This window comes from Gordonia humi, from assembly GCF_014197435.1.
Taxonomy (GTDB): Bacteria; Actinomycetota; Actinomycetes; order Mycobacteriales; family Mycobacteriaceae; genus Gordonia; species Gordonia humi.
In genome coordinates, this window is the sequence record NZ_JACIFP010000001.1 from 4,181,851 (window position 1) to 4,206,697 (window position 24,847).

Here is a 24,847-nt window from a genome sequence, read left to right on the forward strand (position 1 = left end):
TCTTCCGCCGGGCGGGTAGCGGTGGGGATCTCCGCGGGAAGGCGGCCGGCGAAGAACGGGGGGCCTGCGCGTGCGGACCGCTCAGACGAGGCCGGCCTGGACGGCGACGACCGCGGCCTGCACGCGCGAGGGTGCGTCGAGCTTCATCAGGACGCGGGACACGTGCGTCTTCACGGTCGACTCCCCGATGTCGAGACGGCGAGCGATCTGTGCATTCGACAGTCCCGCCCCGATACCCGCCAAGACGTCGCGTTCACGGTCGGTGAGCTCGGCCAGGTCCGGCCCGGCGACGGCGGGACGCCCTCGCATGGCGTCGACGACGACGCGCGTCACCTCGGCGTCGAGCACGGCGTCGCCCGCCGCGACCCGCAGGGTCCCGTCGACGAGCTCCCTGCCGGACGCCGTCTTCAGCAGGAATCCCGCGGCGCCCGCCGACAGGGACTCCAGGACGTAGTCGTCCAGACCGAACGTCGTCAAGACCAGGACCCGCACGTCGGTCTGCTCGGTGACTGCCGCGGTCGCCGCGATTCCGTCGACCTTCGGCATGCGCACGTCCATGAGGACGACGTCCGGACGCAGCTCGTTCGCCAGGCGCACGGCGGCGTCGCCGTCGGCGGCCTCCCCGATCACGGTGATCTCCCCGGACGCCTCGAGCACCATGCGGAGTCCTTCGCGGACCGCCGCGTGGTCGTCGGCCAGCACCACCCTGACTCGGCTCATCGTCTCCCTCTCATCGTCGCCTTCTCGTCACGGAGTCTCCCCCGCTCGGGAGTCTCCCCTGCTCGGAATCGTCGCCGTCACCGTCCACACCCGCCCGACCGCTCCCCCCTCGGCGCGCCCGCCGACGCTCGCCGCGCGAATCGCCATGTTCGTCGAGCCTCGCCCGGCGCCGCGCGGCGTCGCCGAGATCCGATTGCTCACCGTCAACCGCACGTGATCGACATCGACCTCGACGCGCACGGACACCGGGTTGCCCGGCGCATGTCTGGTCGCGTTCGCCAGCGCCTCCCCCGCGATCCTCGTCAGCACCGCCTCGGTCCGCCGCGGCAGACCGGCCGGATCACCGTCGACGGTCACCGTCGAACCGACCGCGTCGGCGGCGGCGATCAACGGATCGAGCGACGACCAGCGAACCGTCGTCGTCTCGTCGCCGTCGGCGGCCAAGACGTCGATCATGGCGCGGAGTTCGGCCAGGCCCGCAAGGCTGTTCGAACGGATCGAATCGACGATCGGCCCCGGGTCCGCGGCGTCGCGCGCGGCTTCGGCGAGGATCGCGATGGCTGACACGTGACCCGCGACGGTGTCGTGCAGTTCGCGCGAGAGCCGCCGCCGCTCGTCGGCGAGCGCCGCGGTCCGGTCGGCCTCGGCCTGTGAGATCGCCGCCGCCTTCTCCGCCTCGACGGCCCGCCGCGCCGCGATCATCGACTGTGCGTACGTGACCGGCGACAACAGGAACGCGATACCGACCAGCCCGATCAGGATGCCGACCTGCACACTGCCGACGACCACGCCCGCAACCGCCAGGCCGAGCGTGACGGCACCGCTCGTCGCCACGACGACGCGGCGCACCGTCGGCGAACCCCGGGCGGCACACAAGAACACGATGTCCGACATCGCGATCCACAACGGCAGCGACGGCCCCCACCAGGCGTCGAGGCCGAGCAGAACGCACATCGCCGCGAACGCCGCCGCGGGCCGGAGCTGAGCAGACAGCTGGATCACCAGCGCGGCCACGAGCAGTACGAGTTTGGCGTACCACGGGTACGCGTCGTGGTCGGAGAAGAACGTGAAGGCGCCGCACACCCACAGCAGGAGACCGACGGCGAACGTACCGACGGCGACGAGGCCGGCCGACCTCGACAGACCGGACACGGGCGGGACAGACTTCATCGTCTCCACTACAGCACAGCGACGACGCGTCCGGGTCCCCCTGAAGGAGGACCCCCGGCCGACCGATCGGCCGATGCGGACGGACACGCACTCGCGCGAGAGTCGACGATATGAACAGTCCCGTCCTGATGACCATCGCCGCCTGCGAGATCGGCTTCTGGGTCTTCGTCCTCGGTGGCCTCGCTCTGCGGTACCTCGCTCGCAGGCCGGGACCGTCGGCGATCGTCTTGGCGTGCGTGCCGCTGATCGACGTGGTGCTGCTCGTCGCCGTCGCCGTCGACCTGGCGCGGGGCGGCGAGGTGGAGTTCGCGCACCGCCTCGCGCCGATCTACCTCGGCGTCACGATCATGTTCGGCCCTCGGATGATCGCGTGGACCGACGCGCGGTTCGCGCACCGCTTCGCCGACGGTCCCGTCCCGCACAAGGTGCCGAAGACCGGACCGGAACGCCGCCGGTACGAGTGGGCCGACTTCGGCCGCTGGCTCGGCGCCGTCGCGGTCGCCGCGGCGATCACCGGGCTGCTCGGGTTCACCGTCGCCGACACCGCCCAACGCGAGGCGCTGTTCGGCGGCCTCGGGATGCTCGGCGTGGTGACCGTCATCTGGCTCCTGACCGGCCCGATCTGGTACACATTCGGCCGCGACTGAGACTCAGGACGACCAGACCGGGGCTCGCTTGGCCAGGAACGCGTTCATGCCCTCCTGTGCGTCGCACGTCATGGCGTTGGTCGCCATGACCTCCGACATGGCGCTGTACGCGTCCGGCTCGGTCCGATCGATCTGATCGTAGAACGCGCGCTTGCCGATCGCGAGCGTGTCCCCGCTCGACGAGGCGATCCGCGCGACGAGGTCCGCGACGGTCTGCTCCAGTCGGTCCGCCGGGACCGCGGCGTTGATCAGGCCCCAGTCGGCGGCCGTCGCCGCATCGATCAGGTCGCCGGTCAGCAGCATGCTCATCGCCCGCTTGCGACCGATCGCGCGGGTGAGGGCCACCATCGGAGTGGAACAGAACAGTCCGATCTTGACGCCCGGAGTGGAGAAGCGGGCGGTGTCGGCGGCGATCGCCAGATCGCAGGTCGCCACGAGCTGGCAGCCGGCCGCCAACGCCATGCCCTGCACCTGCGCGACGACCGGCTGCCTCACCGCGTGCACGGTGGCCATCAGCTCGGTGCAGGCCGCGAAGATCTCGCGTTCGTCGTCGAGCGTGCGGTCGACCATCTCCGAGAGGTCGTGCCCGGCGGAGAACGCGAGACCGCGCGCCTCGATCACGATCACCCGGGCCCGCGGGTCCTCATGAAGACGACGCAACCCCGCCGTCGCCTCACGCATCGTGGCCAGGGACAGGGGGTTGCGTCGTTTCTCGTCGTCGAGCGTCAGGACGCCGATTCCGTCGGTGCATGCCGCGATCACACTCATGGCCCGAGGGTAGGCCCGACCGGTGCGTTCGCGCAGGCGGTTCTCAGTCCCCGAAGACGTCGAGGCGCCGGGGCTCCTCAATCACCGAGTAGTGCGAGGCGTCTCCGGTGACGATCTCGCTGCCGCGCCCGTCCACACCCACCGGGACGTCTCCGGCGAGCGTGATGCGGTGCAGCTTGCGCTCCTGCGCACCGAAGTCGGCGATGCCGTAGTGCTGAGTGGCCCGGTTGTCCCAGATCGCGACGTCGCCGAGACTCCAGTTCCAGCGGAAGGTGTTCTCCAGTTTGATGATCCGGTTCTGCAGGAGCTGGTAGACGGCGCTGAACTCGGCCGGCTTGAGCCCGACGAACTCCTTCACGAAGTGTCCCAGGAGCAGCGTCCGCTCGCCGGTCTCCGGGTGGACCCGGACCACGGGGTGAAGGGTCTGGTACTCCTTGCTCGTGAACTCCTCGTAGTGCACCACGCGTCGCCCGGCCTCGGTGTCGTCGATGTCGACGTCGTTGGTCACGTAGTCGTAGAAGTTGGTGTGCTTGGCCCACAGGGTGTCGACGAACGCCTTGAGGCTGTCGGGCAGCTGGTCGTAGGCCGCGGTGGTCGACGCCCAGGTGGTGGCGCCGCCCCAGGTCGGGAGGTTGACCGCGCGCAGGATGGAAGCCTTGGGGATGCGGTCGACGAACGAGACGTCGGTGTGCCAGCTGTTGGCCGCGCCCTCGATCGTCAGGAGCTGATCGCCCCGCGAGGTCACCGTCGGGTGCGGCAGCGTCGGATCGCCGAGCAGCTGTGCGAACGCGTACTGGGTGTCGTCGTCGAGGTGGTTCTGACCGGTGAACACGATCGCCTTGTTCACGGCCAAGGCCAGCCGGATCGCCTCGACCTGTGCCGCGGGCACGTCGCCGCCGAGTCTCACGCCGCCGATACGGGCGCCGATGTGCTCGCCGAGCTTGTCGACGGTGATCCCGGCGTCGGCGTACACCGCCTGCACGGCCAGATCACGATCGGTGGAATTGGAAATGGAAGTGACAGTCATCGTCTCGCCTTTCATCGGGCAGCCGGAAATACACCCCGGCCATGGGAGCGGGTGAAATGAAAACAGCGGAATCAATGAGACATTCTCGTATTCGAGATCCGCCGGCGGATATTGCGGGATTACCTTTTCGGTGACCTCAGTCAATCACGGGATCAGGTATTCGTCCCACAGTTGAATTCACGGTGATCGAAAACCCGGTGAGGTCAGTCCGCGAGGTCCTCCGCATGCGCGTCGATCGCCTCACGGATCACCTCGGGCACTCGGACCTCGCCCGGGAGGTAGGTCACCGCCGTCAGACTCGGCGGAGCCCGGAACACGCCCCGCCGGAGCCGCAGATCGAGGTCCACCGGCCCGCGGGCGTCCAGTCCGACGGAGATGCCCGTCCACGGAGCCATGCCGACCAGTTGGAAGGCTCGGGGCAGTTCGGCGACGACGACCTCGCCGGCGTCGGTCGTCGCACCGACGGTGAAGTTCCAGCGGACGTCCGCGGTCGCCGCCGCGCGGAGTGTGACGCCGCGGACGCCGGGCGGCAGGACGCCCGAGACGCGGGAGATCCTTCCATACGAGTTGAAGACGAACGTCAGCCGCCCGTCTTCCACGGCCAGCAGATAGCCGCCTTGTACGTCGCCGTGTGCCACGAGTACGCCCTCGTCGCCGTCGCCCCAGTCGTTCAGTTCGACGATCACGTCGAAGTCGCGGTAGGCGATAAGCCTGCTCGACCGATAGCGTTCGAGCGTCGGCGTGCCGGCCAGGATCCGCACCGGTGTGCCGTACCGCTCGGTCTCGGTCGGACGTCGTCGCTGTGCGTCACCGGGCCGGTCGAACAGCGGAAACACCGTGTTTCGCCAGGCCGCCTCATCCCATGCCGCCGCCAGTTCCGCGACGAGTTCGGGGTTCGCCGCGGCGACGTCGTCGGTCTCGGCGGGATCGGTGCGCATGTCGTACAGTTCCCACCGCGGCTGGTCGACGTGCGCGGGATCGCCGTCGTGCAGCGACAGCAGCTTCCACCCGTCGCGGTAGAAGCCGCGGTGCCCACCGAACTCGGCGTACTGCTCGGTGTGCGGCGACGCCGAGTCCCGATCACGGAGCACGTCGACGATGCTGACTCCGTCGCGCTCGGCGGCCGGCAGTCCGTGCCGGGTCGGCGGCGTCGGCACTCCCGCCAGGTCGAGCAGGGTCGGAGCCAGATCGGTGACGTAGGAGAACTGTCTGCGCACACCGGAGTCGTCCTCGCCCCGCGGCAGACCGCCCGGCCAGGAGACGACGAACGGGACACGCACGCCACCGGCGAACGTCTGCCCCTTGTAGAAACGGAACGGCGTGTTCGACGCCTGCCCCCACCCGCGCGGATAATGGACGCCGAGCTGCGCCGATCCGATCAGTTCCTCGTCGTGCGGAACGTCGCGCTCCCAGTCCGGCGGCACCGGGCCGTGCACGAACTGGCTGAAGTAGGAGCGGGTCCCGACCGGGCCGCCCTCGGCCGTACCGCCGTTGTCGGAGGTGAACACGACTATCGTGTCGTCGAGTTCGCCGAGGTCTTCGAGGAGGTCGAGTATCCGGCCGACGCTCTGGTCGACGCTGTCGACGAGCGCCGCGTACACCTCCTGATACCGCTGGTAGCGCTCCTTCTCCTCGTCGGAGAGCGTCTCCCAGGGCGGGGCGTCGTATCCGGGTTCGGTGTTGCGTTCGGCGATCGGCGTATCCGGGTCGAAGAGGCCCGACGCCACCTGCCGCGCGAACCGCCGACGCCGCACCTCGTCCCAGCCGTCGCCGTACCGACCCCGATGCCGCGCGAGATCGTCGGCCTTCACCTGGTGGGGGCCGTGCATGGCGATGTGCGCGAAGTAGAGGAAGAACGGTTTGTCGGCGTCGTGTGCCCGCAGAGCCTTGACCTGTGAGATCGCTCGGTCGGTGAGGTCGTCGGTGACGTAGTAGCCCTCGGGGTACTCGTCGACGTCGACCACCGAGTTGTCCTCGATCAGCTGGTTGGGATGGAAGAACGAGTTGAGCCCCTCGAGCGAGCCGTAATAGCTGTCGAAGCCCCGCTGGACCGGCCATGACCTGCGTGAACGTCCGGGACTCATATCCGCGTCGCGCACCAGGTGCCATTTGCCCACCGCGAAGGTCGCGTATCCGGACTCGCGGAGGATCTCCGGAAGCGTCAGTACGTCGTCGGCCAGTTCCAGTCGCAGTCCGGGGAAGCCCGGGTCCGAGTTGGCGACGCTCCCGTATCCGGCGCGGTGCGGATTCACACCGGTCAGCAGTGCGGCACGGGCGGGCGAACAGACGGGCGTCGTGTGGTAGTTGCTCAGCCGGTATCCGGTGTCGGCGATGCGGTCGATGTTCGGCGTCGGGATCTCCGAACCGAACGGTCCGATGTCCGAGTAGCCCATGTCGTCGATGAGAACGACGACGATGTTGGGCGGCCGTTCGCCGACACGTTCGTCCTCCGGCCACCACGGCTGTGAGTTCGATGTGGTGCGTCCGACGCGTCCGCCGAATCCTTCGTATCCGCGAGCGTACTCGGGAATCTCATTGCTCATGCCGAAGAGAATTACTCGTCTACTCGAGTGCGGCACAAACGTTTAATTCGTCCTGATTCGAAGTGATTACAAATCGTCGTCGGCGGCCGATCATTTCCATGTCAGTTGCTCGACTCCCAGCGAAATTCTCCATGTGAAAAGAAAGCGGACCCACATCATGTTCCGACATCCGCGCCTGCGCATTCTGGTCGCGCTCGCCCTGACGACGCTCACCGTCGTGGGAGCGACCGCGTGCACCGCCGTCGACGCGCAGCAGGGTCCGGCGACGCGGACCGGCCCCGTCCAGCGCGGCGGCGAACTCCGCGTCGGTGTGCTGGGCGATCTGTCTCCGAGCAAGTTCCTCCAGATCGGCACCGGCGGCCCGAACGGCGACGTGCTCGCCAACGTCTTCGACACCCTCGTCACCTACCCGACCGACTCGTCGACGCCGCAGCCGTCGCTCGCCACCTCGTGGACACTCGCCCCCGACGGCCGGTCGCTGACTCTGAACCTGCGCGAGGGCGTCCACTTCCATGACGGCAAGCCGTTCACCTCCCGGGACGTGCAGTCGTCGATCGGGGCGTACCTCGGTGGCCCGTGGACGCCGCAGTTCAAACGCACCGCCGCCGGAATCACCGGGTTCGACGTGCACGATCCGCACCGCGTGGTGCTGACGTTCGCCCATCCGATGAGCAACATCTTCGATCTCCTCGATTCGGCGCCGATCCTCGACGGCGACACCCTCGACGAGCTGAAGGCCGGAAAGACGTTCAACGGAACCGGACCGTTCCGGTTCTCGTCGTGGACCCCGAACTCGGCGATCGAACTGGTTCGCAACGACGACTACTGGGACGGTGCTCCACCGCTGAAAACCGTGACTTTCGTCGAGGCCAACGATCCCAAGTCGCTGTACACGCGACTGCGCACCGGTCAGCTGGACGTCGCCGAGCAGTTGACGACGCAGGACCAAGAACTCGCGACCAAACGCTACGGTTTCACCGATATCGAGCAGACGGGCGCCGAGGCCCAGATCTACGTCGGCGTCAACGTCGAGAATCCGGCGCTCGCCGACCCGCGGGTCCGGAAGGCCATCGCGTACGCCGTCGACCGCGACCGCATCATCGACGACGTGTACCGCGGCTCCGGATATCCGGTGAACGTGCCCTGGCCCAAGACCTCCCCCGCCTACGACGAGGCCGCGAACACGACCTATCGACGCGACGTCGCCAAGGCTCGGGACCTGTTGCGCGGTGTCGGCCCGATTCCGCCCATCCGACTCGACTACACCTCGACCGGCACCACGTATCGGATCATCGCCGAGATCGTGCAGTCGAACCTGCGCGACATCGGGATCACCGTGAACCTGCAGCCGAATGAGGAGACCGTCCAGGCCAAGAAGCTGATCGGCGCCCAGTTCCCCGGACTCTGGATCCTCCAGCACGCGTTCGCCCAGTACACGCCGTCGACGCTGGCGGTTACGGCGTATCCGTTCAACGCGGCGAAGAACTCGTCGAACTACTCGAGCCCCGAGTACACGGCGGCGTCCGAGGCCGCCTGGGCCACCGCCGACCCCTCGTCGCCGGAGGCCCTCGCCGCCTACCGACGACTCGACAAGGTCTGGTTGAACGACCTGTTCCTCATCGAGATCGGGGTGGTGCTCGCTCGGCTCACCGCCGCACCGAACGTCCGCGACATCGCGTGGGACCACCGCCAGCAGTTGCACTTCGCCCGCACCAGCCTCACTGATCCCGACCGGAAGGCATGACCCCATGACCGGTTACCTCCTTCGGCGCATACCGACGGCCCTCATCGTCCTGTTCGTCGCCTCCCTCCTCGTCTTCGCCGTACTCCGGCTCATTCCGGGCGGCCCCGAGTCCGCGCTCGCCGGCCCCGACGCCAGTCCCGAGGACCTCGCCGCCATCCGCCACGATCTGGGTCTCGATCGGACCTTCTTCGTCCAGTACTTCTCCTGGCTCGGCTCCGTGCTGACGCTCGACTTCGGCACGAGTTACCAGGTCGGCGGAAACATCGGCGACCTCGTCTCCTTCGGTCTCGTCAACACCCTCGTCCTGACCGTCACCGCGGGCGTCATCGCGATCGCGCTCGCCCTGATCCTCTCGCTGACCGCGACGATCCGACCGAACAGATTCGTGAATGCGATCCTCACCGGGGTCAACGCGGTGGCGATCGCATTGCCGACGTTCGTCGTCGGCACCGTGCTCATCGCCGTCTTCGGCGTCGGATTCGGGGTGCTGCCCGCGGGCGGCACTCCGCCGGCAGGGCTCGGCGACGATCTGTGGATCACCGTCCAGTACCTGGCTCTGCCCGCGCTGACGCTCGGGTTGCCCGCGGGCGCCATGCTCGCCCGCTTCCTCACCGAAGCCCTGCAGACCGAACTCGTCCAGCCGTACGCGGTCACTGCCGTCGCGACCGGCGCGTCCCGCGCCGACGTCGTCGTCAAACATGCGCTGCGCAACGCTCTGCCGTCGACGATCACCGCGTTCGGTCTGATCGTCGGGGCGCTCCTGGGCGGCGCCGTCCTGGTCGAGGCGATCTTCGGCTGGCCCGGCCTGGGCATGCTGACCGAGGAGGGCATCTCCGCTCGCGACTACCCGCTCGTCCAGATCCTCATCCTCCTCTCGGTGTCGGTGTTCGTCCTGATCCAACTCGCCGCCGACGTCGTCCACGCATGGCTCGATCCCCGCATCCGATTGGCAGGCACCCGATGACCACCACCGAGATCACCGTCGACGGCGCATCCGTCGACGACATCGACCCGGGACTCGTCCCCGAGTCGCCCGCCGACCGCGACGAGGTTCGCGTCCGAGGCCCCTTGTACCGCAGCCTCTTCCACGGGTCCGGGCTCATCGGAACGGTCCTGGTGCTGGCGGTCGTCGCCGCCGGGCTGATCGGCCCGCTGCTCACCTCGTACGGCGCGGACCAACAGATCGACGGCGCGTACCTCCTGCCGCCGAGCGTCGACCACTGGTTCGGCACCGACGATGTGAACCGCGACGTGCTGACCCGGGTCCTCGCCGGCATCCGCACCGACCTGCTGATCATCGTCGTCGCCGTACCCGTCGGCGCCGCGATCGGCACCCTCGTCGGCCTCGTCGCGGTCTCGGTTCGGGGGCTGGACGCCGTGGCCCAGCGCGCCTTCGACGTCATCCTCGCGTTCCCGGCACTGATCCTCGGCATCGCCCTGACCGCCGTTCTCGGCCCGGGCGCCGTCACCGTCGGCATCATCATCGCGATCGCGGAGATCCCGGTGTTCGGGCGCCTGGTCCGCACCGCCGTCCTGCGCATTCGCGAACAGCCCTACGTGGAGGCCGCACGAGTGTCCGGTGCGAGCACGTCGCGCATCCTGTTCAGGCACGTTCTGCCGAACTCGGTGGAGGCGCTCGGCGTCCAGTTCGCGCTGTCGCTGTCGCTGGGCGTGTTCATCGAGGGCGCGTTGAGCTACCTGGGGATCGGCGTCGTACCGCCCACCCCGTCACTCGGCGGTGTCCTCGCCGCCGGAAACGGATATCTGGAGACCAACCCGTGGTTCTCGATCGGTCCGATCCTCGTCATCTCGGCCCTCGTCCTGGGCCTCTATCTGATCGCTCAGTCGATCTCCAACGACCGGAGAAGCCTGTGACCCTCGCACTCGAAGTGACCGACCTGCACGTTGAGTTCGACTATCCGCGTCCGGCGGTCTCCGGGATCAGCCTGACCGTCGACGCGGGCGAGATCGTCGCCCTCGTCGGCGAGTCCGGTTCGGGTAAGACGATGACCGCACGCGCCGCCATCGGTCTCCTCCCGCCGGGGGCCACCGCGACCGGATCGGTGAAAGTCGACGGCGTCGAGGTCCTCGACCTGTCCGAACGAGAACTCGCCGCCATCCGGGGCGATCGCGTCGCGATGGTGTTCCAGGAGCCGCAGACCGCACTCAATCCGGTGCAGACCATCGGATGGCAGCTGCGGCAGGCGCTCACACGGCACCGCCGACTCTCCCGCGCAGAGGCCCGGCGACGCGCCGTCGAACTGTTGACGCTCGTGGAGATCCCCGAACCGGACACCCGCGTCGGCCACTATCCGCACCAGTTGTCGGGCGGCCAGAAGCAGCGCGTCGTGATCGCACTCGCGCTCGCCGGCGACCCGGCGCTGCTACTCGCCGACGAGCCCACCACAGCTCTCGACGTATCGGTGCAGCAGGAGATCCTCGAACTGCTCGTCCGCGTCCGCGATAAGACCGGTGCGGGCATCCTGCTCATCACACACAACCTCGGTGTCGTCGCCGAGATCGCCGACCGCGTCGTCGTGGTGCAACTGGGCGAGACCATCGAGACCGCCGATGTGCACACCTTGTTCCACTCGCCGAGCCAGCCGTACACTCGCACGCTGCTCGACGCGGTTCCGCGTCTGAGCTCGTCGTTGCACGAGCCGGAGGACATCGACGAGGCGATACCGCCGATCCTCCAGGTGGACGAGGTGACAGTGACCCATCCGGGTCGCTTCGGTTCGGGAGCGCACACCGCGTTGTCGGAGATCTCGCTGCGGATCGCACCCGGGGAGGTCGTCGGCGTGGTCGGCGAGTCCGGGTCGGGGAAGACGACGCTCGGCCGAGCGATCGGCGGACTGCTGCCGCTCTCGGGAGGACGCATTCTGGTGGACGGGCACGATCTCGTCCGCTCGACGGCCAAGGAGCTGTCGGCGGTACGCCGGCGCATAGCGTTCGTCCCGCAGGATCCGTCGGCATCGCTGAATCCGCGGTTCACCGTCGCCGAGTCGATTCGGGAACCGCTGGAGATCCAGCGGATCGGCAATCGCGCCTGGCGCACCGACCGCGTCGCCGAACTGCTCGCGGCCGTACAGCTGCCCGCCTCGTTCGCCTCACGGCTTCCGCACGAGCTGTCCGGCGGCCAACGTCAGCGCGTCGCACTGGCCCGCGCTCTCTCGGCCGACCCGGACCTGTTGATCGCCGACGAGCCGACGAGCGCGCTCGACGTGTCCGTGCAGGCGCGCGTCCTGGAACTGTTCGCCGAGTTGCAAGGCGATCTCGGCTTCGCGGCTCTGTTCATCAGCCACGATCTCGCGGTGGTGCGTCAGGTGTCCGATCGAGTGGCGGTGCTGCGCGCGGGTCGTCTCGTCGAGACGGGCGCGGCCGACGCGGTGTTCACCGCACCGACGACCGACTACACGCGGACCCTGGTCCGCGCCGTCCCGGTCCCCGATCCGGACCGCGAACGCGCGGGAAGGCCCGTCGTCTCCGTGTGATGCGTCAGAGATCAATGCCGTGATCGACGATCGACGGTCGACGGCGGCGGCGACGTCGGGTTCAGCCAAGCGCCTTCAACGCGCGGTCGGCGTGCACGTCCATGCTCACCTCGGAGGCGATGACGTCTTTGATCGTCCCGTCGGCGCCGATCGCGAATGTGGTGCGCTTAGTCGGCATGAACCCGGACAGCAGGCCGCTGCGTCGCACGCCGTACGCCTGAGCGACCTCGCCGTCGACGTCGGCGAGCAGCGGGTAGTCGAGGGAGTGCTTCTCCGTCCAGTCCGACTGTTTGGCCACATCGTCGCGGCTGACGCCGACGCGCTGAACACCGGCGTCGGCGAATTCTCGGGCCAGATCGCGGAAATGGCAGGCCTCTTTGGTGCAGCCGGGCGTGAACGCGGCCGGATAGAAGAAGAGTGCGACGGGGCCGTCGGCCAGCAGTTCGGACAGGCGGCGTACCTCCCCCTTCTGGTCGGGCAGAGCGAAGTCGGGTGCACGGTCTCCAGATCTCATGTGGCCCACGGTATCGGAATCAGACGAGTCCAGCGTCGTGCATCATGATCGCGACCTGCACCCGGTTCGATGCGCCGAGCTTGGCGAAGATGTGCGAGATGTGCGCCTTCACGGTCGCGACACTCATGTACAGCTCGGCGCCGATCTCCGCATTCGACGCCCCGCCGGCCAGACACGTGGCGACGTCACGTTCCCGCTCGGTGAGCTCAGCGATCGCCCGCTCGGCCGGAGCCGCGCGGTGATCGCCGTTCGAGACGACCTGCTTGATCAGCGCGGCGGTGACCGACGGGCTCAGCGCGGGCTGTCCGGCCAGCACATTCTTGACGGCGGCGACGATGTCGGCGGGAGGCGTGTCCTTGAGGAGGAACCCGTCGGCGCCCACGGCGAGCGCGCGCACCACGTAGTCGTCGGCGTCGAAGGTCGTCAGCACGATCACCGGAGGCGCCGGATCAAGCTTCTTGAACTCGGCCGTCGCCGCGATCCCGTCCATGACCGGCATCCGCAGATCCATCAGCACCACGTCGACCGGGTCCGCGGCGTGCGCATCGAGCGCCTCCCGACCGTTGCCCGCATCGGCGACGACGTCCAGGTCGCGATCACCGCCGAGCAGCAGGCGCAGCCCGGATCGGACCAGCGGATCGTCGTCGACCAGCATCACTCGACTGGGCACGCTCTCAGAGTTCGTCACGTCTGCCACGGTAGCCACACGGTGAGAACGAAGACGTCGTCACCCGACATCCGGTGCTCCTGACGACCGCCGTGGAGCGCGACCCGTTCGGCGAGACCGACGAGTCCGAAGCCCGACTCCGGTGCGCTGGGCGCCGAGACCAGCGAGAGCGGATTCTCCACGCGGATGTCGACACCGCGCCCGGGTGAACCCACGACAGACAGCCGGACCCGACTCGCCGGCGCGTGCTTGCGCGCATTGGTCAAAGCCTCCTGGACGCACCGGTACACGGTGCGGCCGAGGGACGCGGGCATCGCCTCGGCGTCGACGTCGCAGTGGACGTCGATCCGCATGCCGGCCCGCCGATTCTCCTCCACCAGCTCGGGCAGATCGGCCACGCCCGCCTGCGGCCTCTCCGGATCGGCGTCGCCCGGTCCGTCACGGAGGACCCCGAGCACCTGGCGCAGTTCGGTCAGCGCCTGATGCGAGGTCTCCTGGATGGTCTGCGCCGTCTGGCGCACCTCGTCGGTCGACAGGTCGTCACGGAAGGCGAGCGCCCCGGCGTGCATGGTGACCGCCGAGATCCGATGCGCGAGGACGTCGTGCATCTCGCGGGCGATCCGAGCCCGCTCGGCCCCCTGCGCCTCCCGGACGCGCGCGGCCTGCTCGGCCTCGGTGAGCAGCGCCCGCGCCTGCCAGTTGGCGAGCAGTTCGCGTCGTGAGCCCAGGTACATGCCCCAGGCGATCGCCAAGGCGACGACGACGCCGAAGAACGCCACGTCGACATAGGTCAGCGGGGCCTCGTCCGGAGCGCGCATGAGGTACTCGCCGACGATCGCGCACAGCATCGTCAGTACCGCCTGCGGGGCGATCTCCTTCCACCGCCGCCGCGTCGACAGGGAGACCAACGCCAGAGCCGACGGCCCGCCCGCCGTCGTCGACACCAGGGTCATGATGTTCGTGACCGTGGTGACCAGCACCGGATGGGTGCGCCGGTAGCGCATCACGAGGCCGAGCGCGACGAGACCGATCGCCAGATCGAAGGCGAACCACCACCGATGCTCGGTCCACTGGTAGGCCACTCGTGGCGCCCAGGCGACGGCCGACACGGCCAGGACGACCACCACCCGCCACGTGTGTCCCCACCAGTTGAGGGTCGGTTGATAGTCCACGGGGCGCACGGGTTCCACGGTAGCCGGATCGGCGCCCGTCGCCCCTCATCCCGACGTCGACGCCGATCTCATACTTTCGGATGATGCGAACTGACCGCACGACTGATGACACCGACGACGACGTCGACGAGGATTGACTCCATGATCGAAGTCAAGAACCTCTCCAAGCGTTACGGCGATTTCGTCGCCGTCGACGACGTCTCGTTCACCTGCAAGCCGGGGCGTGTGACCGGGTTCCTGGGTCCGAACGGTGCGGGCAAGTCGACCACCATGCGGATCATCGCCGGACTCACGCCCGCGGGCTCGGGCAGCGCGACCATCAATGGTGCGAGCTACCACGACATCCCGAATCCGTCGACACACATCGGCGTCCTGCTCGACGCGTCCGCACAACACGCGGGGCGCACCGGTGCGGAGACCCTCCGGCTGTCGGCGATGACGATGGGCCTGCCGACCTCTCGTGTCGACGACGCACTCGCCATGGTCAGCCTGACACCGGAGGAGTCCGGGCGTCGCGTCCGGAACTACTCGCTCGGCATGCGCCAGCGCCTCGGCATCGCGAACGCGCTTCTGGGCAATCCGAGCGTGTTGATGCTCGACGAGCCCGCGAACGGACTCGATCCGGCGGGCATCCACTGGATGCGCACCCTGCTGCGCGGCTACGCCGACCGCGGCGGCGCCGTCCTGCTCTCGTCGCATCTGCTCAGCGAGATCGAGATCATCGCCGACGACCTCATCGTCATCGGCAACGGCCGGATCGTCGCCGAGGGCACCAAGGAAGAGCTCCTCGCCGGCACCGGCGCCCTCGTCCGCAGCGCCGACGACAACCGTCTCGCCCACGCCGTGGCCGCCGCGGGCATCGCCGTCCACCCGGCCGACGGCGGCGGCATCCGCGCCGAGGCGACGCCCGAGGTCATCGGCCGCATCGCGCTCGACGCCCAGGTCGCTCTCACCGAGCTGCGCGGCGGCGACGGCGCCCGGTTGGAGGAGATGTTCCTCCAACTCACCGAACAGAACCAGCGCGAACAGCCTCAGGGAGCCTGACGATGACCGCAACCACACACCCCGCAGTCCCCGCCTTCAGCGGCCCCGGCATTCCGCTGAGCCGCCTGGTGAAGGTCGAGTTCCGCAAGCTCGTCGACACTCGCGCCAGCTTCTGGCTCGCCGCGTCGATCGCGATCATCTCGGTGATCATCGGCGTGGTCACCCTGTTCGTCGCGGCGAGCAGCCCGGACGCCACCGCGCTGCGCAACGAGTTCGAGATGATGACCGCACCGATGGCGTTCCTGCTTCCGGTCATGGCCATCCTGCTGGTGACCAGCGAATGGAGTCAGCGGAGCGCCCTGGCGACATTCACGATGGAGCCGCGCCGCGAGCGGGTCATCGAAGCCAAGCTGATCGTCGCGATCGTCGCGTCGATCATCGCCGTGGTCATCGCATTCGTCCTCGCCGCCGTGTTCACCGGTATCGGCGGGCTGATCTACAGCGACCCGGAGGCGGGATCGTGGTCGATCTCCGGGGGCGCACTCGCCTCCGGTGTACTCAACATCCTGTTGGGCGTCCTCGTCGGCTTCGCGTTCGCGGCACTGTTCCTGAACACGCCCGCCGCGATCGTCACCTACTTCATCATCCCGATGGTGCTGGGCATCGTCGGCGGGCTCATCCCCTGGACTCGCGATCACCTCATCGACTGGATCCAGACTCCGACGCTGCCGTCCGATCCGGAGGGGGCCGACTGGGCGCACCTGCTCGTGTCGACGCTCATCTGGTTCGTCGTACCCATGTTCTTCGGTGTCAACCGAATCATGCGTTCAGAGATCAAGTGATCTGGAGGGAGCACCTGATCTGGAGGAACTGAACGCTTGCGATGCGGCCGGTGTGTCCACCGTTCTCCCGGACACACCGGCCGTCGCTATGCCTGTGTCGCGCCCGGTGCGGCATACGCGCTCGGATCGAACTCCCTGGTCGCCGCCCGATACTTGAAGGTGAATCCCGGCCAGTTCTGCGTGTTCCTCCCCGACTCGGTGGTGTACCAGCCGTCGCATCCGGTGGCCCACACCGTCGTGGCGAGTTGGGCCTGGATGTCGTCGTTGTACGCGTCTTCGACGTCGCGGCGGACGGTCAGCCAATCGGCGCCGCTGTCGGCGAGGTCGGCGACGGCGTCGACGACGTAGGAGAACTGCGATTCGAGCATGTAGACGATCGAGTTGTGCGACAGATTCGTGTTCGGGCCGTACAGCATGAAGAAGTTCGGAAAGCCTGGGACGGCGAGCCCCAGGTAAGCGTGTGCGCCGTCGCGCCACACCTCGCCCAGATCGGCCCCGCCGAGGCCGGTGACCGTCATCGGCGCCAGGAACTCGGTCGCGGCGAATCCGGTGCCCAGCACGATGGCGTCCACCTCGTGCGTCCGCCCGTCGACGGTGACGATCCCCTCCGGCACGATCTTCGCGATGCCGTCGGTGACGACGTCGACGTGGTCGCCGACCAGCGCCGGGTAGTAGTCGTTCGACATGAGGATGCGCTTGCAACCCATCGGATCGGTCGGCGTCACCTTGGCGAGCAGTGCCGGATCGGTGATCTGCTTGCGCAGCCCGCGCAGGTATCGCTTCTCGAAGAGCCTGATCAGCAGCTCACCGAGGCGGGAGCCGTTGAAGCCGAAGCCACGTGGTTCGAGCCACGCGTACGTCGCGAGCCGGGATGCTCGGAGCAGTGCCGGGAAGCGGCGGAACGCGGCGATGGTCCGCGCCCGATACGGGTAGTCGGGTTTGGCGATGACGTGCGGGGCGTGCCGCTGGAACAACTCCAGACGGTCGGCGCGCGCCGCGATGTGCGGCACGAACTGAATCGCCGAGGCCCCGGTGCCGATCACCGCGACGTCCTTGCCCTCGAACGCGTAGTCGTGGTCCCACGTCGACGAATGGAACATCGTGCCCGCGAACTCGTCGATCCCCGGGATCTTCGGGTAGGCGGGCCTGCTCAGCTGGCCGGTCGCGGCGATCAGGATCCGTGCGCGATGCGTGTCGCCGCCCGCCAGATGCAGGACCCACTCCCCCGCGGTCTCGTCGAAGGCGGCGTCGACCACCTCGGTGCCGAACCGGATGGACCCGCGCAGGTCGAATCGGTCCGCGCACTCGTTGAGGTAGTCGAGGATCTCCTGCTGGCCCGCGAACCGCCGCGACCAGTCCGGTTTGAGCGCGAACGAGAACGAGTACAGGTGCGACGGCACATCGCATTCGGCACCCGGGTACTCGTTGTCGCGCCATACGCCGCCCACGCCGTCGGCCTTCTCGAAGATCACGAAGTCGTCGAAGCCCGCGGCCTTGAGCTGGGCGGCCATGCCGATTCCGCCGAATCCGGTGCCGATGACGGCGATCGACGATGCAGTGGGTTCGCTCATGCCCCCACCGTATCGCCGAGCCTCCGATTCCGGCAGGTGCGGGACGGCGAGAGAGTTACTCGTTTCGGCAATAGGCGGCTAGCCGATGCGTCGTCGGACGTATTCGGCTGGGCCGCAACCGTGCCAGCGGCGGAACGCCTGCGAGAAGCTCGACACCTCCACGTAGCCCAGGCGCTGAGCGGTCTCCCCGACGGTCAGGCGACCGGTCACGAGCATCTCCTCAGCGAGCCGCGAACGCATCTCCTGCAGGAGCCCGCGGTACGACGTCCCCTCGGCGGCCAGGCGGTGCCTCATGGTGCGAGGGCTGACGGCCAACCGTCTCGCCGCCTCGTCCGCGGTCGGCGGGTCCGCGGGATCGGCGGTGAGCAGGTCCTGGACTCGAGCCGCCAGACCCGTGCGGGCCGCCCGCGACCGCAGCAGGTCCCGACACTGCGCCTGCGCGATGGCCGCGGCATGCGAGTCGGCCCGCGGCAGCGGATCGTCGAGCTCCACGGCGGGAAGTCGCACCACCGTCTGCGCTCCGCCGAAGACGGGACGCGCCCCGAACACCTCGTCGAACACGGTGAGATCGTCGGGTCGGTCGAAGGCGAACACCACATCCAAGGGTCGATCGGGGTCGCCGACGAGGTCACGCGCGATGATGCCCACAGCCGCGAGGTCTCGTTCGACGACGAACCGGCGCAGCCGATCGGGCACGTCCGGTGCTTCGAAGACCATCTCGAACACGCCGTCGTTCTCGCGATGACTGATCGTCGCGCACGCGAACGTGAGGTCGAAGTACCGCAGGCCGACGTCGACCGCACTGCGCAGGGTGGGGCTGCTGATCAGCGCAAACCCGAACACCCCGTACGTCGTGAGCTGGTAGCGGGTGCCTGCGCGGACGCCCAGCCCATCGCGGTCGCCGAGGGCCTCCACCAGATTGCCGATGACGGCGAGTTCCTGACGCAGCGCGACCTCGGCGTGCGGGGTGTCCAGCGCGTCGACGTCCAGACCTGTGTCGCGGAGGGTCTGCGCGTCGCTCAGTCCGGCGTCGCGCGCCAGTCCGAGCAGCACCAGGACACCGGCCGACGACCGGGGAATGCTCCAGTCCACGGCATCACTCGCCGAACGGCAGCTTCGCTCGGGTGCGGGTGCGGTTCCCGATCGTCCACGCGAGGTACCCGGCGGTCACGATGGCGAACCAGATGACGCCGACGATCAGTGCGACCCGACCGTCATGGTTGAAGAACAGCAGGACGATCACCATGCCGAGAAAGGCCAGCGTGACGACCGACGACACGATCCCGCCGGGTACTCGGTAACCGGAGTCGGGCAGTGTGCCCGCGGCGACGCGGAATCGGTACACCATCTGACACAGCACGATGGTCCCCCACACGAACACGATGCCGACCGTCGACACCGATGTGATGTAGGTGAACGCGTGGTCGGGGTCGATCACGTTGACGATCACGCCGATGACCATGACGGCGGCACTGAGCACGATGCCCGCGACCGGCACTTTGCGGCCGGAGAGCTTCTCGAGCGCGGCCGGCGCGTCGCCCCGCTGCGACAGCGACCGCACCATGCGACCGGTCGAGTAGATGCCCGAGTTGCACGACGAGAGAGCCGCGGTCAGCAGGATGAAGTTGACGATGCCCGCCGCGCCCGGGATGCCGATGTACTGGAAGACCGCGACGAACGGGCTGGCGCCTTCGTGGAAGTCCTTCCAGCTGCGGACCGACAGGATCACCAACAGCGAACCGACGTAGAAGATGCCGATGCGGAACGGCACCGAATTGATGGCCTTGCGCAGGGTGACGCGCGGGTTCTGCGCTTCGCCCGCGGTGACGCCGACGAGTTCCACACCGACGTAGGCGAACATGACGATCTGCAGGCTCAAGAGGGCGTTGGTGAAGCCGGTCGCGAAGAATCCGCCCTGATTCCACAGGTTCGTGACCGACGGCCCCACATCGGGACCGAGGCCGGAGATCGGCAGCAGGACTCCGATGCCGATGATGATCATGCCCAGGATCGCCGTCACCTTGATCGCCGAGAACCAGAACTCGGCCTGGCCGAACAGCCCGACGGAGATCAGGTTGGCCGTGAACAGCACCACAAGCGCGACGAGGGCCGTGACCCAGACCGGAATCGACGACCACCAGTAGTTGATGTACTTGCCCGCCACCGTGATCTCGGCCATGCAGGTGGTGACCCACACCGCCCAGTACGTCCACCCCTGAGTGAAGCCCATGTACCGACCGAGGAACTCGTCGGCGTACTCGCTGATGCCGCCGGAGATCGGACGGTACAGGAGGAGGTCGCCGAGCGATCGCATCACGATGAAGATCGCCAGACCGGCGACGAGGTAGGCCAGAATCAGCGCAGGCCCCGCCTTCTCGATGGCCCCACCGGCCCCGTAGAACAGTCCCGTGCCGATGGCGCCGCCGATGGCGATCATCTGCACGGTGCGCGAGGTGAGGCCCCGCTGATACCCCTCGTCGTCGACCGTCGCGTCGGCATTCTTCGGTGTAGTCGTCACCGGCGTCCCTCCCAGGAAGTGCGTAGTCAGCGGGAGTGAATCTACTCGTGCCGTGTATCGCTCGTGTTACCTGGTTCACTCGACGCACAGCGACTCTCCGCATATCCGGCGGGTCAGAGCGATCGGGTCAATCCGACGTGATCGGCGCGGTAGCCGCGGCCGGTGTAGAAGCTCCGGGCCCGGTTGCGGATCTCGTCGGCGGTCACCTGGACCAGGCTCGCGCCGTGCGCGCGGCCGTGCTCGTGCGCCCAGTCGAGCATCGCCGAACCGAGGCCACGCGAGCGTTCGCTCGCGGCCACGCGGAACGCCTCGATCTCCAGGCGCACCGTTCCGTTCAGTTTGAGTCCGCCGATCACGTTGAGCTGCATCGTCGCGACGACGTTCTCGCCGGCGTCGCGGACCACGGCCAGATAGTACGAGTCGTGTCGGAGCACGTCGTCGTAGGCCGCCTCGTACCGCGCGAGGTCGGCCGTCTCACGGTCCGGGGTCACCTCGTCGTCGGCGAGCAGTCTCACGATGGCGGGAACGTCGGTCCGCTTGGCGCGCGTGATCCGGTACGAGCGGTCGTCCACCGTCACCGTCCGACCGACCGACGACGACGCGATCTGCCGCATCAGATGCACCAGGGCATCGAGCCAGCCGCCGACATTGGCGCGCGCCTCGAGCGTGTCCGGGTAACGACAGCGCACGTGCATTCCGCCGTCGTTGAGAATGAACCACACCATGACGCCGTCGGTGCGGATGGTCGCCCCCACATACTGCGCCGCGATACTGCGAGCATCGATGCGTACCGGGAGACGCCGCAGGTCGAGCCAGGAAATCGCGAACATTCCCGGCGACTCGCCGAGTTCCCCTCCCCAGTCGGCGAGGATCGCGCGCAACGGCCATGAGCCGAGCCGCACGGCCTCGCGCACCGCGGCCGCGGCCGCTTCCGGAGACGGTCGATCCGATTCGAGGACCGAGTTGGTGATGAACCAGCCGACCGAATCGTGCCAGGCGGTCTCGTGACGGGAGTGCACCGGGAACACCGCGCGCAACGGCGCGTCCGCGAGTTCTCGGGTCACCGCGGTCATCGCCGACACCGCCAGTGAGAGCGTCGAGACGTCGTCGGCGCGCGCCTGCGCGGTGAACGCCTGGGTGTCGTCGACGTCGAGGACGTCGCGCACCTCGACCCGCTCGGGCTGAGATCCGCCCGGTCCGAGCGACAGGGGGAACGTCGGCAGCGCGCCGCCGCCCGCCGTCAGGACCTCTCGCCAGCGACGGTGCACATCGTCCGGGGCCGTCGGCCACGCGTTCAGTGCGCGAGTGTGGTCGACGAACGCCGCGGCCGGCGGGAGCATCGGAGTGCGGCCCGCTTCGACCTGTCCGATCGCGGCCAGCAGATCGCGCGCGATCACCAGCATCGACCACATGTCGACATGCGAGTGGTCGGCGGCGACCACGACCGTCGGTCCGGCCGCGGTCTCCAGGATGCACAGCCGGTGCGACGGTTCGGCGTACGGTGAGCAGGCGATGTCCAGAACGTCGCGCAACGCGTCGTTGACGGCCTGCCCCGCTGCGATCGGATGTTCGACCCAGCCACCCGCCTCGACCGTCACCTCGTGCAGCTCCGGTCCGTGCTCGCCCGGCGAGAAGACGGTGCGCAGCGTGTCGTGACGGTCGATCACCGCGAGCCACGCGGCGGCGATCACGTCGCGGTCGACAAGCCTGCCCGGCCGGAACGACAACGCCATCCAGGAACCCGGTCGATCGCCCGCACCGACATGGAGTTCCTGATCGAACGAGACCGGTTGAGCCGCTCCCCCTCCCGTGACACGCACGTCGTAGCCCCACAGCCTGCCGAACGGAAGTCGCAGGTGACCGACGTTTGTGAGCCGCATATCGGTGTACGCTACGCCAGGTGTCGTCCACCGCAACTTCAGGAGAAGCCTTGTCCGCGTTCGAGGTTCCCGGAGCCCGGCTCGCCGTCGAGTTCAGCGACGAGCACGGCGCGCCGGTGGTCCAGCTGCACGGTCTCACGTCGAGTCGTGCACGCGACCGGCTCCTCGGCCTCGATCTGGGGCGAGGACTGTCGGGCACCCGGCTCCTGCGTTACGACGCCCGCGGTCACGGGGACTCGACCGGGCGGCGCGCCCCCGACGACTATCGCTGGACGAATCTGGCCGACGACCTCCTCCTACTGCTCGACCGCTGGTTTCCCGGCGAACGCGTCCACGGGGTCGGTCCGTCGATGGGCACGGCGACGCTTCTGTACGCGGCCGTGCGCGAACCGGATCGCTTCTCCGGGCTGACACTGATGCTGCCGCCCACCGCGTGGGCGTCCCGGGTGGCGAAGGCCGACGAGTACCGGGCCGGCGCCGATCTCGTCGAGAGGTCCGGCGTCGAGGCGTTCGCCGCGGCCGGTACCGGCGCGCCGGTGCCGCCGGCCGCCGCAGATGCACCGCTGACGATGCCCGCCGTCACCGGCACGTTGCTGCCGTCGGTTCTGCGAGGCGCCGCGCGCAGCGATCTCCCCGCGCCGGCGGAGCTCGCCGCGGTCGCGGTGCCGACGACGATCCTCGCCTGGATCGACGATCCGGCGCATCCGCTGGCCACCGCGGAGACTCTCTTCGACGTGCTGCCCCACGCGAAGCTGACCGTCGCGCGGACTCCGGACGACGTCCAGACCTGGCCGTCACTGCTCGCCACGGACATCGCGGCTCGTCGCTGATCATCTCCGCCGGAGCTCCCCACAGCTTGCACCGCAGAGTTCCCATATCCGAATCATGTTCCCCCATAAGGTGATTCATCTACCGTCGCCTTGTATCGAACATTCATTCCCAAATATTGTTATTCTCCTCACTTAATCGTAGAATTGAATCATCATCGATTCGATCCGGAGGGGAGGCGCGAGATGACCAGCACCTCATTCGACCTCCCCACCTCTCCCCTGGAGCTCGCCGAGCTTCAGGACGCGGTCGTCGTCGCACTCTCCCGCGCAGACCTGACTCCGATGTCCGACGCCGACGTCGTCACGACCGTCCAAACCCTGGAACGCTCACGCCGCCGCTGCGACGGCGTCGACGCGAAGCTCTACGTCGAGGTGTCCGACCGCCAGGCCTACCGCGAGGTCGGGTGCACCAACGTCAACCAGTTCTACGACGGCGTCCTGCGCCTCGGCGTCGGCGCGGGCAAACGCCGCAGGCTCACCGCCGCGGCGATCGGCTCGTTCCGCAACCTCCAAGGCGAGGTACTCGAACCGGTTCTTCCGGCCACCGCCGACGCCGTGGCCGACGGCCAGATCGGCGTCGATCACGTCCTCGTCGTCGCCGACACGATGAAGAAGGTTCCCGCCGGCGTCCCCGCCGATGTCAAGGCCGACGCCGAAGCTCAGATGGCCGAGATCGCGACGACCCTGACTCCCAAAGACCTCACCGCCGCGGGCAACGCGCTCCTCGAGCGCCTCGACCCCGACGGCGCGCTCACCGACGATCGCGACCGCCGACGCCAACGCAGCGTCACCGTCGGACCTCAAGACCGACGCCTGCTCTCCAAGCTGAGCGGCACGCTCACCCCGCAAGCACGGGCCAAGCTCGACGCCCTCCTGGTTCACTGGGCCGCCCCCGGGATGAACGATCCGTCCAACCCGGATTCCCCGCGCGGTCCGGCCAACGCCGACGGCCTCGACCCCGAGGTCGTCGCCGAAGCCGCCGCCCGCGACTACCGCACCACCGAGCAGCGCAACCACGACGCCCTCGAAGCTCTGCTCACCGAGCAGATCCAGGGCGGCGGACTCGGCCGCCCCACCACCCTGCCCGCCCACTTGGTGATCACCGCCGAGCTCAAAGACCTCGAAGCCCGCGCCGGCATCGCGGTCACCGCGACCGGCACCCGGGTTCCCGTCGCCGACCTGGTCGACCTCGCCGCCGACGCGACCCCGTGGCTGGAAGTCTTCGCCGACGCCACCTCGCAGGTGCTCTATCTCGGGCGTGGACGCCGCCTCGCCTCGCCGGCCCAACGCCTCGCGATCTTCGGCCGCGACCGCGGCTGCTCGGCGCCCGCGTGCGCCGCCCCGTTCATCCGGACGCAAGCCCACCACATGCCCGACTGGCAGCACGGCGGCCCCACCGACATCGACCACCTCGGTGCGGCGTGCGGCGGCCACAATCGCACCGTCCGCACCGGCCCCGGCGGCTGGGAGACCGTGATTCTCACCTACGGTCCGCACCGAGGCCGTGTCGGCTGGCGCCGCGCCGGATCGAACGATCCGTGGCAGGTGAACCCCGTTCACCACCCGGAGAAGTCACTCCGGCAAGAGCCCGGCCCCGCCGGGGACGAGTCGCCCCGCCCGGCCGAAGTCCACCGGACTCGATCCCACCGATCGAGCATCGAGCAGTGGCTCGCCTGCCGGATCCCGGCCTCCTCCGCCCCACCCGGCACCGAGGTCGTGATCGACCCTTTGTCCTTCTGAAGGACAGGGGGCCAGG

General features: G+C 68.4%; 21 protein-coding genes. 9 read left to right on the top strand and 12 right to left on the bottom strand.

From position 1 onward, the window contains the following. Positions 1–81: 81 nt before the first annotated feature. Complete coding sequence (locus tag BKA16_RS19335) at positions 82–720, bottom strand: response regulator (RefSeq protein WP_183372194.1); 639 nt, start codon at positions 718–720, stop codon at positions 82–84. A gap of 27 nt (positions 721–747) precedes the next feature. After that, the gene (locus BKA16_RS19340; RefSeq protein ID WP_246371827.1) at positions 748–1,890 is read right to left on the bottom strand and encodes a histidine kinase; all 1,143 of its coding nucleotides are present in this window, start codon (positions 1,888–1,890) and stop codon (positions 748–750) included. A gap of 110 nt (positions 1,891–2,000) precedes the next feature. Here BKA16_RS19340 and BKA16_RS19345 point away from each other — a divergent pair, with 110 nt between their 5' ends. Then, positions 2,001–2,537, top strand: coding sequence for a hypothetical protein (locus BKA16_RS19345; RefSeq protein WP_183372195.1), 537 nt, complete (start codon positions 2,001–2,003; stop codon positions 2,535–2,537). Positions 2,538–2,540: 3 nt separating this feature from the next. On the opposite strand, the gene BKA16_RS19350 is transcribed toward BKA16_RS19345, so the two are convergent. The 3 genes from BKA16_RS19350 to BKA16_RS19360 all read right to left on the bottom strand — a co-directional run bounded on the left by BKA16_RS19350 (position 2,541) and on the right by BKA16_RS19360 (position 6,875). Next, positions 2,541–3,305, bottom strand: coding sequence for an enoyl-CoA hydratase (locus tag BKA16_RS19350; protein ID WP_183372196.1), 765 nt, complete (start codon positions 3,303–3,305; stop codon positions 2,541–2,543). 43 nt (positions 3,306–3,348) lie between these two features. Next, on the bottom strand, positions 3,349–4,332 hold the full coding sequence (locus BKA16_RS19355) for a TauD/TfdA dioxygenase family protein (protein ID WP_183372197.1): 984 nt from the start codon (positions 4,330–4,332) through the stop codon (positions 3,349–3,351). A gap of 203 nt (positions 4,333–4,535) precedes the next feature. Beyond that, positions 4,536–6,875 carry an arylsulfatase gene (locus tag BKA16_RS19360; protein ID WP_183372198.1) on the bottom strand — a complete coding sequence of 780 codons (2,340 nt, stop codon included), beginning with the start codon at positions 6,873–6,875 and terminating at the stop codon, positions 4,536–4,538. A 157-nt stretch (positions 6,876–7,032) separates the two neighbouring features. Between BKA16_RS19360 and BKA16_RS19365 the strand changes: the two genes are divergently transcribed. From BKA16_RS19365 to BKA16_RS19380, 4 genes are read left to right on the top strand one after another with little or no spacing between them, the layout of a single operon-like run. Then, positions 7,033–8,619, top strand: a complete 1,587-nt coding sequence (locus BKA16_RS19365; RefSeq protein ID WP_183372199.1) for an ABC transporter substrate-binding protein — start codon at positions 7,033–7,035, stop codon at positions 8,617–8,619. A gap of 4 nt (positions 8,620–8,623) precedes the next feature. Then, positions 8,624–9,583 (top strand): ABC transporter permease, encoded by a 960-nt coding sequence (locus tag BKA16_RS19370; protein WP_183372200.1) that lies wholly within the window; start codon positions 8,624–8,626, stop codon positions 9,581–9,583. Beyond that, the gene (locus tag BKA16_RS19375; RefSeq protein ID WP_183372201.1) at positions 9,580–10,494 is read left to right on the top strand and encodes an ABC transporter permease; all 915 of its coding nucleotides are present in this window, start codon (positions 9,580–9,582) and stop codon (positions 10,492–10,494) included. The genes BKA16_RS19370 and BKA16_RS19375 overlap by 4 nt, the downstream gene beginning before the upstream one ends. After that, the gene (locus tag BKA16_RS19380) at positions 10,491–12,113 is read left to right on the top strand and encodes a dipeptide ABC transporter ATP-binding protein (protein WP_183372202.1); all 1,623 of its coding nucleotides are present in this window, start codon (positions 10,491–10,493) and stop codon (positions 12,111–12,113) included. The genes BKA16_RS19375 and BKA16_RS19380 overlap by 4 nt, the downstream gene beginning before the upstream one ends. Positions 12,114–12,174: 61 nt before the next feature. Here BKA16_RS19380 and BKA16_RS19385 read toward each other — a convergent pair whose 3' ends face one another. From BKA16_RS19385 to BKA16_RS19395, 3 genes are read right to left on the bottom strand one after another with little or no spacing between them, the layout of a single operon-like run. After that, positions 12,175–12,627, bottom strand: a complete 453-nt coding sequence (locus BKA16_RS19385; protein WP_183372203.1) for a peroxiredoxin — start codon at positions 12,625–12,627, stop codon at positions 12,175–12,177. A gap of 19 nt (positions 12,628–12,646) precedes the next feature. Further along, on the bottom strand, positions 12,647–13,282 hold the full coding sequence (locus BKA16_RS19390) for a response regulator (protein WP_221247572.1): 636 nt from the start codon (positions 13,280–13,282) through the stop codon (positions 12,647–12,649). Positions 13,283–13,311: 29 nt separating this feature from the next. Beyond that, positions 13,312–14,475 (bottom strand): histidine kinase, encoded by a 1,164-nt coding sequence (locus BKA16_RS19395; protein ID WP_183372204.1) that lies wholly within the window; start codon positions 14,473–14,475, stop codon positions 13,312–13,314. A gap of 132 nt (positions 14,476–14,607) precedes the next feature. Between BKA16_RS19395 and BKA16_RS19400 the strand changes: the two genes are divergently transcribed. Continuing rightward, positions 14,608–15,510 carry an ABC transporter ATP-binding protein gene (locus BKA16_RS19400; protein ID WP_183372205.1) on the top strand — a complete coding sequence of 301 codons (903 nt, stop codon included), beginning with the start codon at positions 14,608–14,610 and terminating at the stop codon, positions 15,508–15,510. A gap of 2 nt (positions 15,511–15,512) precedes the next feature. Then, positions 15,513–16,292: an ABC transporter permease gene (locus tag BKA16_RS19405; protein ID WP_183372206.1), complete on the top strand. Its 780-nt coding sequence runs from the start codon at positions 15,513–15,515 to the stop codon at positions 16,290–16,292. An 86-nt stretch (positions 16,293–16,378) separates the two neighbouring features. Here the strand turns inward: BKA16_RS19405 and BKA16_RS19410 are convergent, their stop codons facing one another. The 4 genes from BKA16_RS19410 to BKA16_RS19425 form a co-directional block, all read right to left on the bottom strand. Beyond that, positions 16,379–17,863, bottom strand: coding sequence for a flavin-containing monooxygenase (locus BKA16_RS19410; protein ID WP_183372207.1), 1,485 nt, complete (start codon positions 17,861–17,863; stop codon positions 16,379–16,381). A gap of 78 nt (positions 17,864–17,941) precedes the next feature. Then, positions 17,942–18,955: an AraC family transcriptional regulator ligand-binding domain-containing protein gene (locus tag BKA16_RS19415; protein WP_221246925.1), complete on the bottom strand. Its 1,014-nt coding sequence runs from the start codon at positions 18,953–18,955 to the stop codon at positions 17,942–17,944. A gap of 4 nt (positions 18,956–18,959) precedes the next feature. Beyond that, entirely contained in the window at positions 18,960–20,381 is a 1,422-nt protein-coding gene (locus BKA16_RS19420) for an amino acid permease (RefSeq protein WP_343067522.1), read from the bottom strand. 113 nt (positions 20,382–20,494) lie between these two features. Next, positions 20,495–22,261, bottom strand: coding sequence for a GNAT family N-acetyltransferase (locus BKA16_RS19425; RefSeq protein ID WP_183372208.1), 1,767 nt, complete (start codon positions 22,259–22,261; stop codon positions 20,495–20,497). Between the two features lie 50 nt (positions 22,262–22,311). Between BKA16_RS19425 and BKA16_RS19430 the strand changes: the two genes are divergently transcribed. After that, positions 22,312–23,091, top strand: a complete 780-nt coding sequence (locus BKA16_RS19430; protein WP_183372209.1) for an alpha/beta fold hydrolase — start codon at positions 22,312–22,314, stop codon at positions 23,089–23,091. 183 nt (positions 23,092–23,274) lie between these two features. Beyond that, positions 23,275–24,831 (top strand): HNH endonuclease, encoded by a 1,557-nt coding sequence (locus BKA16_RS19435; protein WP_183372210.1) that lies wholly within the window; start codon positions 23,275–23,277, stop codon positions 24,829–24,831. Positions 24,832–24,847: the final 16 nt, after the last annotated feature.

What these genes read in the sequence shown, in the direction of transcription:
- BKA16_RS19335 (WP_183372194.1), bottom strand. Translation starts at nt 720, where the DNA reads ATGAGCCGAGTCAGGGTGGTGCTGGCCGACGACCACGCGGCGGTCCGC.
- BKA16_RS19340 (WP_246371827.1), bottom strand. Translation starts at nt 1,890, where the DNA reads ATGAAGTCTGTCCCGCCCGTGTCCGGTCTGTCGAGGTCGGCCGGCCTC.
- BKA16_RS19345 (WP_183372195.1), top strand. Translation starts at nt 2,001, where the DNA reads ATGAACAGTCCCGTCCTGATGACCATCGCCGCCTGCGAGATCGGCTTC.
- BKA16_RS19350 (WP_183372196.1), bottom strand. Translation starts at nt 3,305, where the DNA reads ATGAGTGTGATCGCGGCATGCACCGACGGAATCGGCGTCCTGACGCTC.
- BKA16_RS19355 (WP_183372197.1), bottom strand. Translation starts at nt 4,332, where the DNA reads ATGACTGTCACTTCCATTTCCAATTCCACCGATCGTGATCTGGCCGTG.
- BKA16_RS19360 (WP_183372198.1), bottom strand. Translation starts at nt 6,875, where the DNA reads ATGAGCAATGAGATTCCCGAGTACGCTCGCGGATACGAAGGATTCGGC.
- BKA16_RS19365 (WP_183372199.1), top strand. Translation starts at nt 7,033, where the DNA reads ATGTTCCGACATCCGCGCCTGCGCATTCTGGTCGCGCTCGCCCTGACG.
- BKA16_RS19370 (WP_183372200.1), top strand. Translation starts at nt 8,624, where the DNA reads ATGACCGGTTACCTCCTTCGGCGCATACCGACGGCCCTCATCGTCCTG.
- BKA16_RS19375 (WP_183372201.1), top strand. Translation starts at nt 9,580, where the DNA reads ATGACCACCACCGAGATCACCGTCGACGGCGCATCCGTCGACGACATC.
- BKA16_RS19385 (WP_183372203.1), bottom strand. Translation starts at nt 12,627, where the DNA reads ATGAGATCTGGAGACCGTGCACCCGACTTCGCTCTGCCCGACCAGAAG.
- BKA16_RS19390 (WP_221247572.1), bottom strand. Translation starts at nt 13,282, where the DNA reads ATGCTGGTCGACGACGATCCGCTGGTCCGATCCGGGCTGCGCCTGCTG.
- BKA16_RS19400 (WP_183372205.1), top strand. Translation starts at nt 14,608, where the DNA reads ATGATCGAAGTCAAGAACCTCTCCAAGCGTTACGGCGATTTCGTCGCC.
- BKA16_RS19405 (WP_183372206.1), top strand. Translation starts at nt 15,513, where the DNA reads ATGACCGCAACCACACACCCCGCAGTCCCCGCCTTCAGCGGCCCCGGC.
- BKA16_RS19410 (WP_183372207.1), bottom strand. Translation starts at nt 17,863, where the DNA reads ATGAGCGAACCCACTGCATCGTCGATCGCCGTCATCGGCACCGGATTC.
- BKA16_RS19425 (WP_183372208.1), bottom strand. Translation starts at nt 22,261, where the DNA reads ATGCGGCTCACAAACGTCGGTCACCTGCGACTTCCGTTCGGCAGGCTG.
- BKA16_RS19435 (WP_183372210.1), top strand. Translation starts at nt 23,275, where the DNA reads ATGACCAGCACCTCATTCGACCTCCCCACCTCTCCCCTGGAGCTCGCC.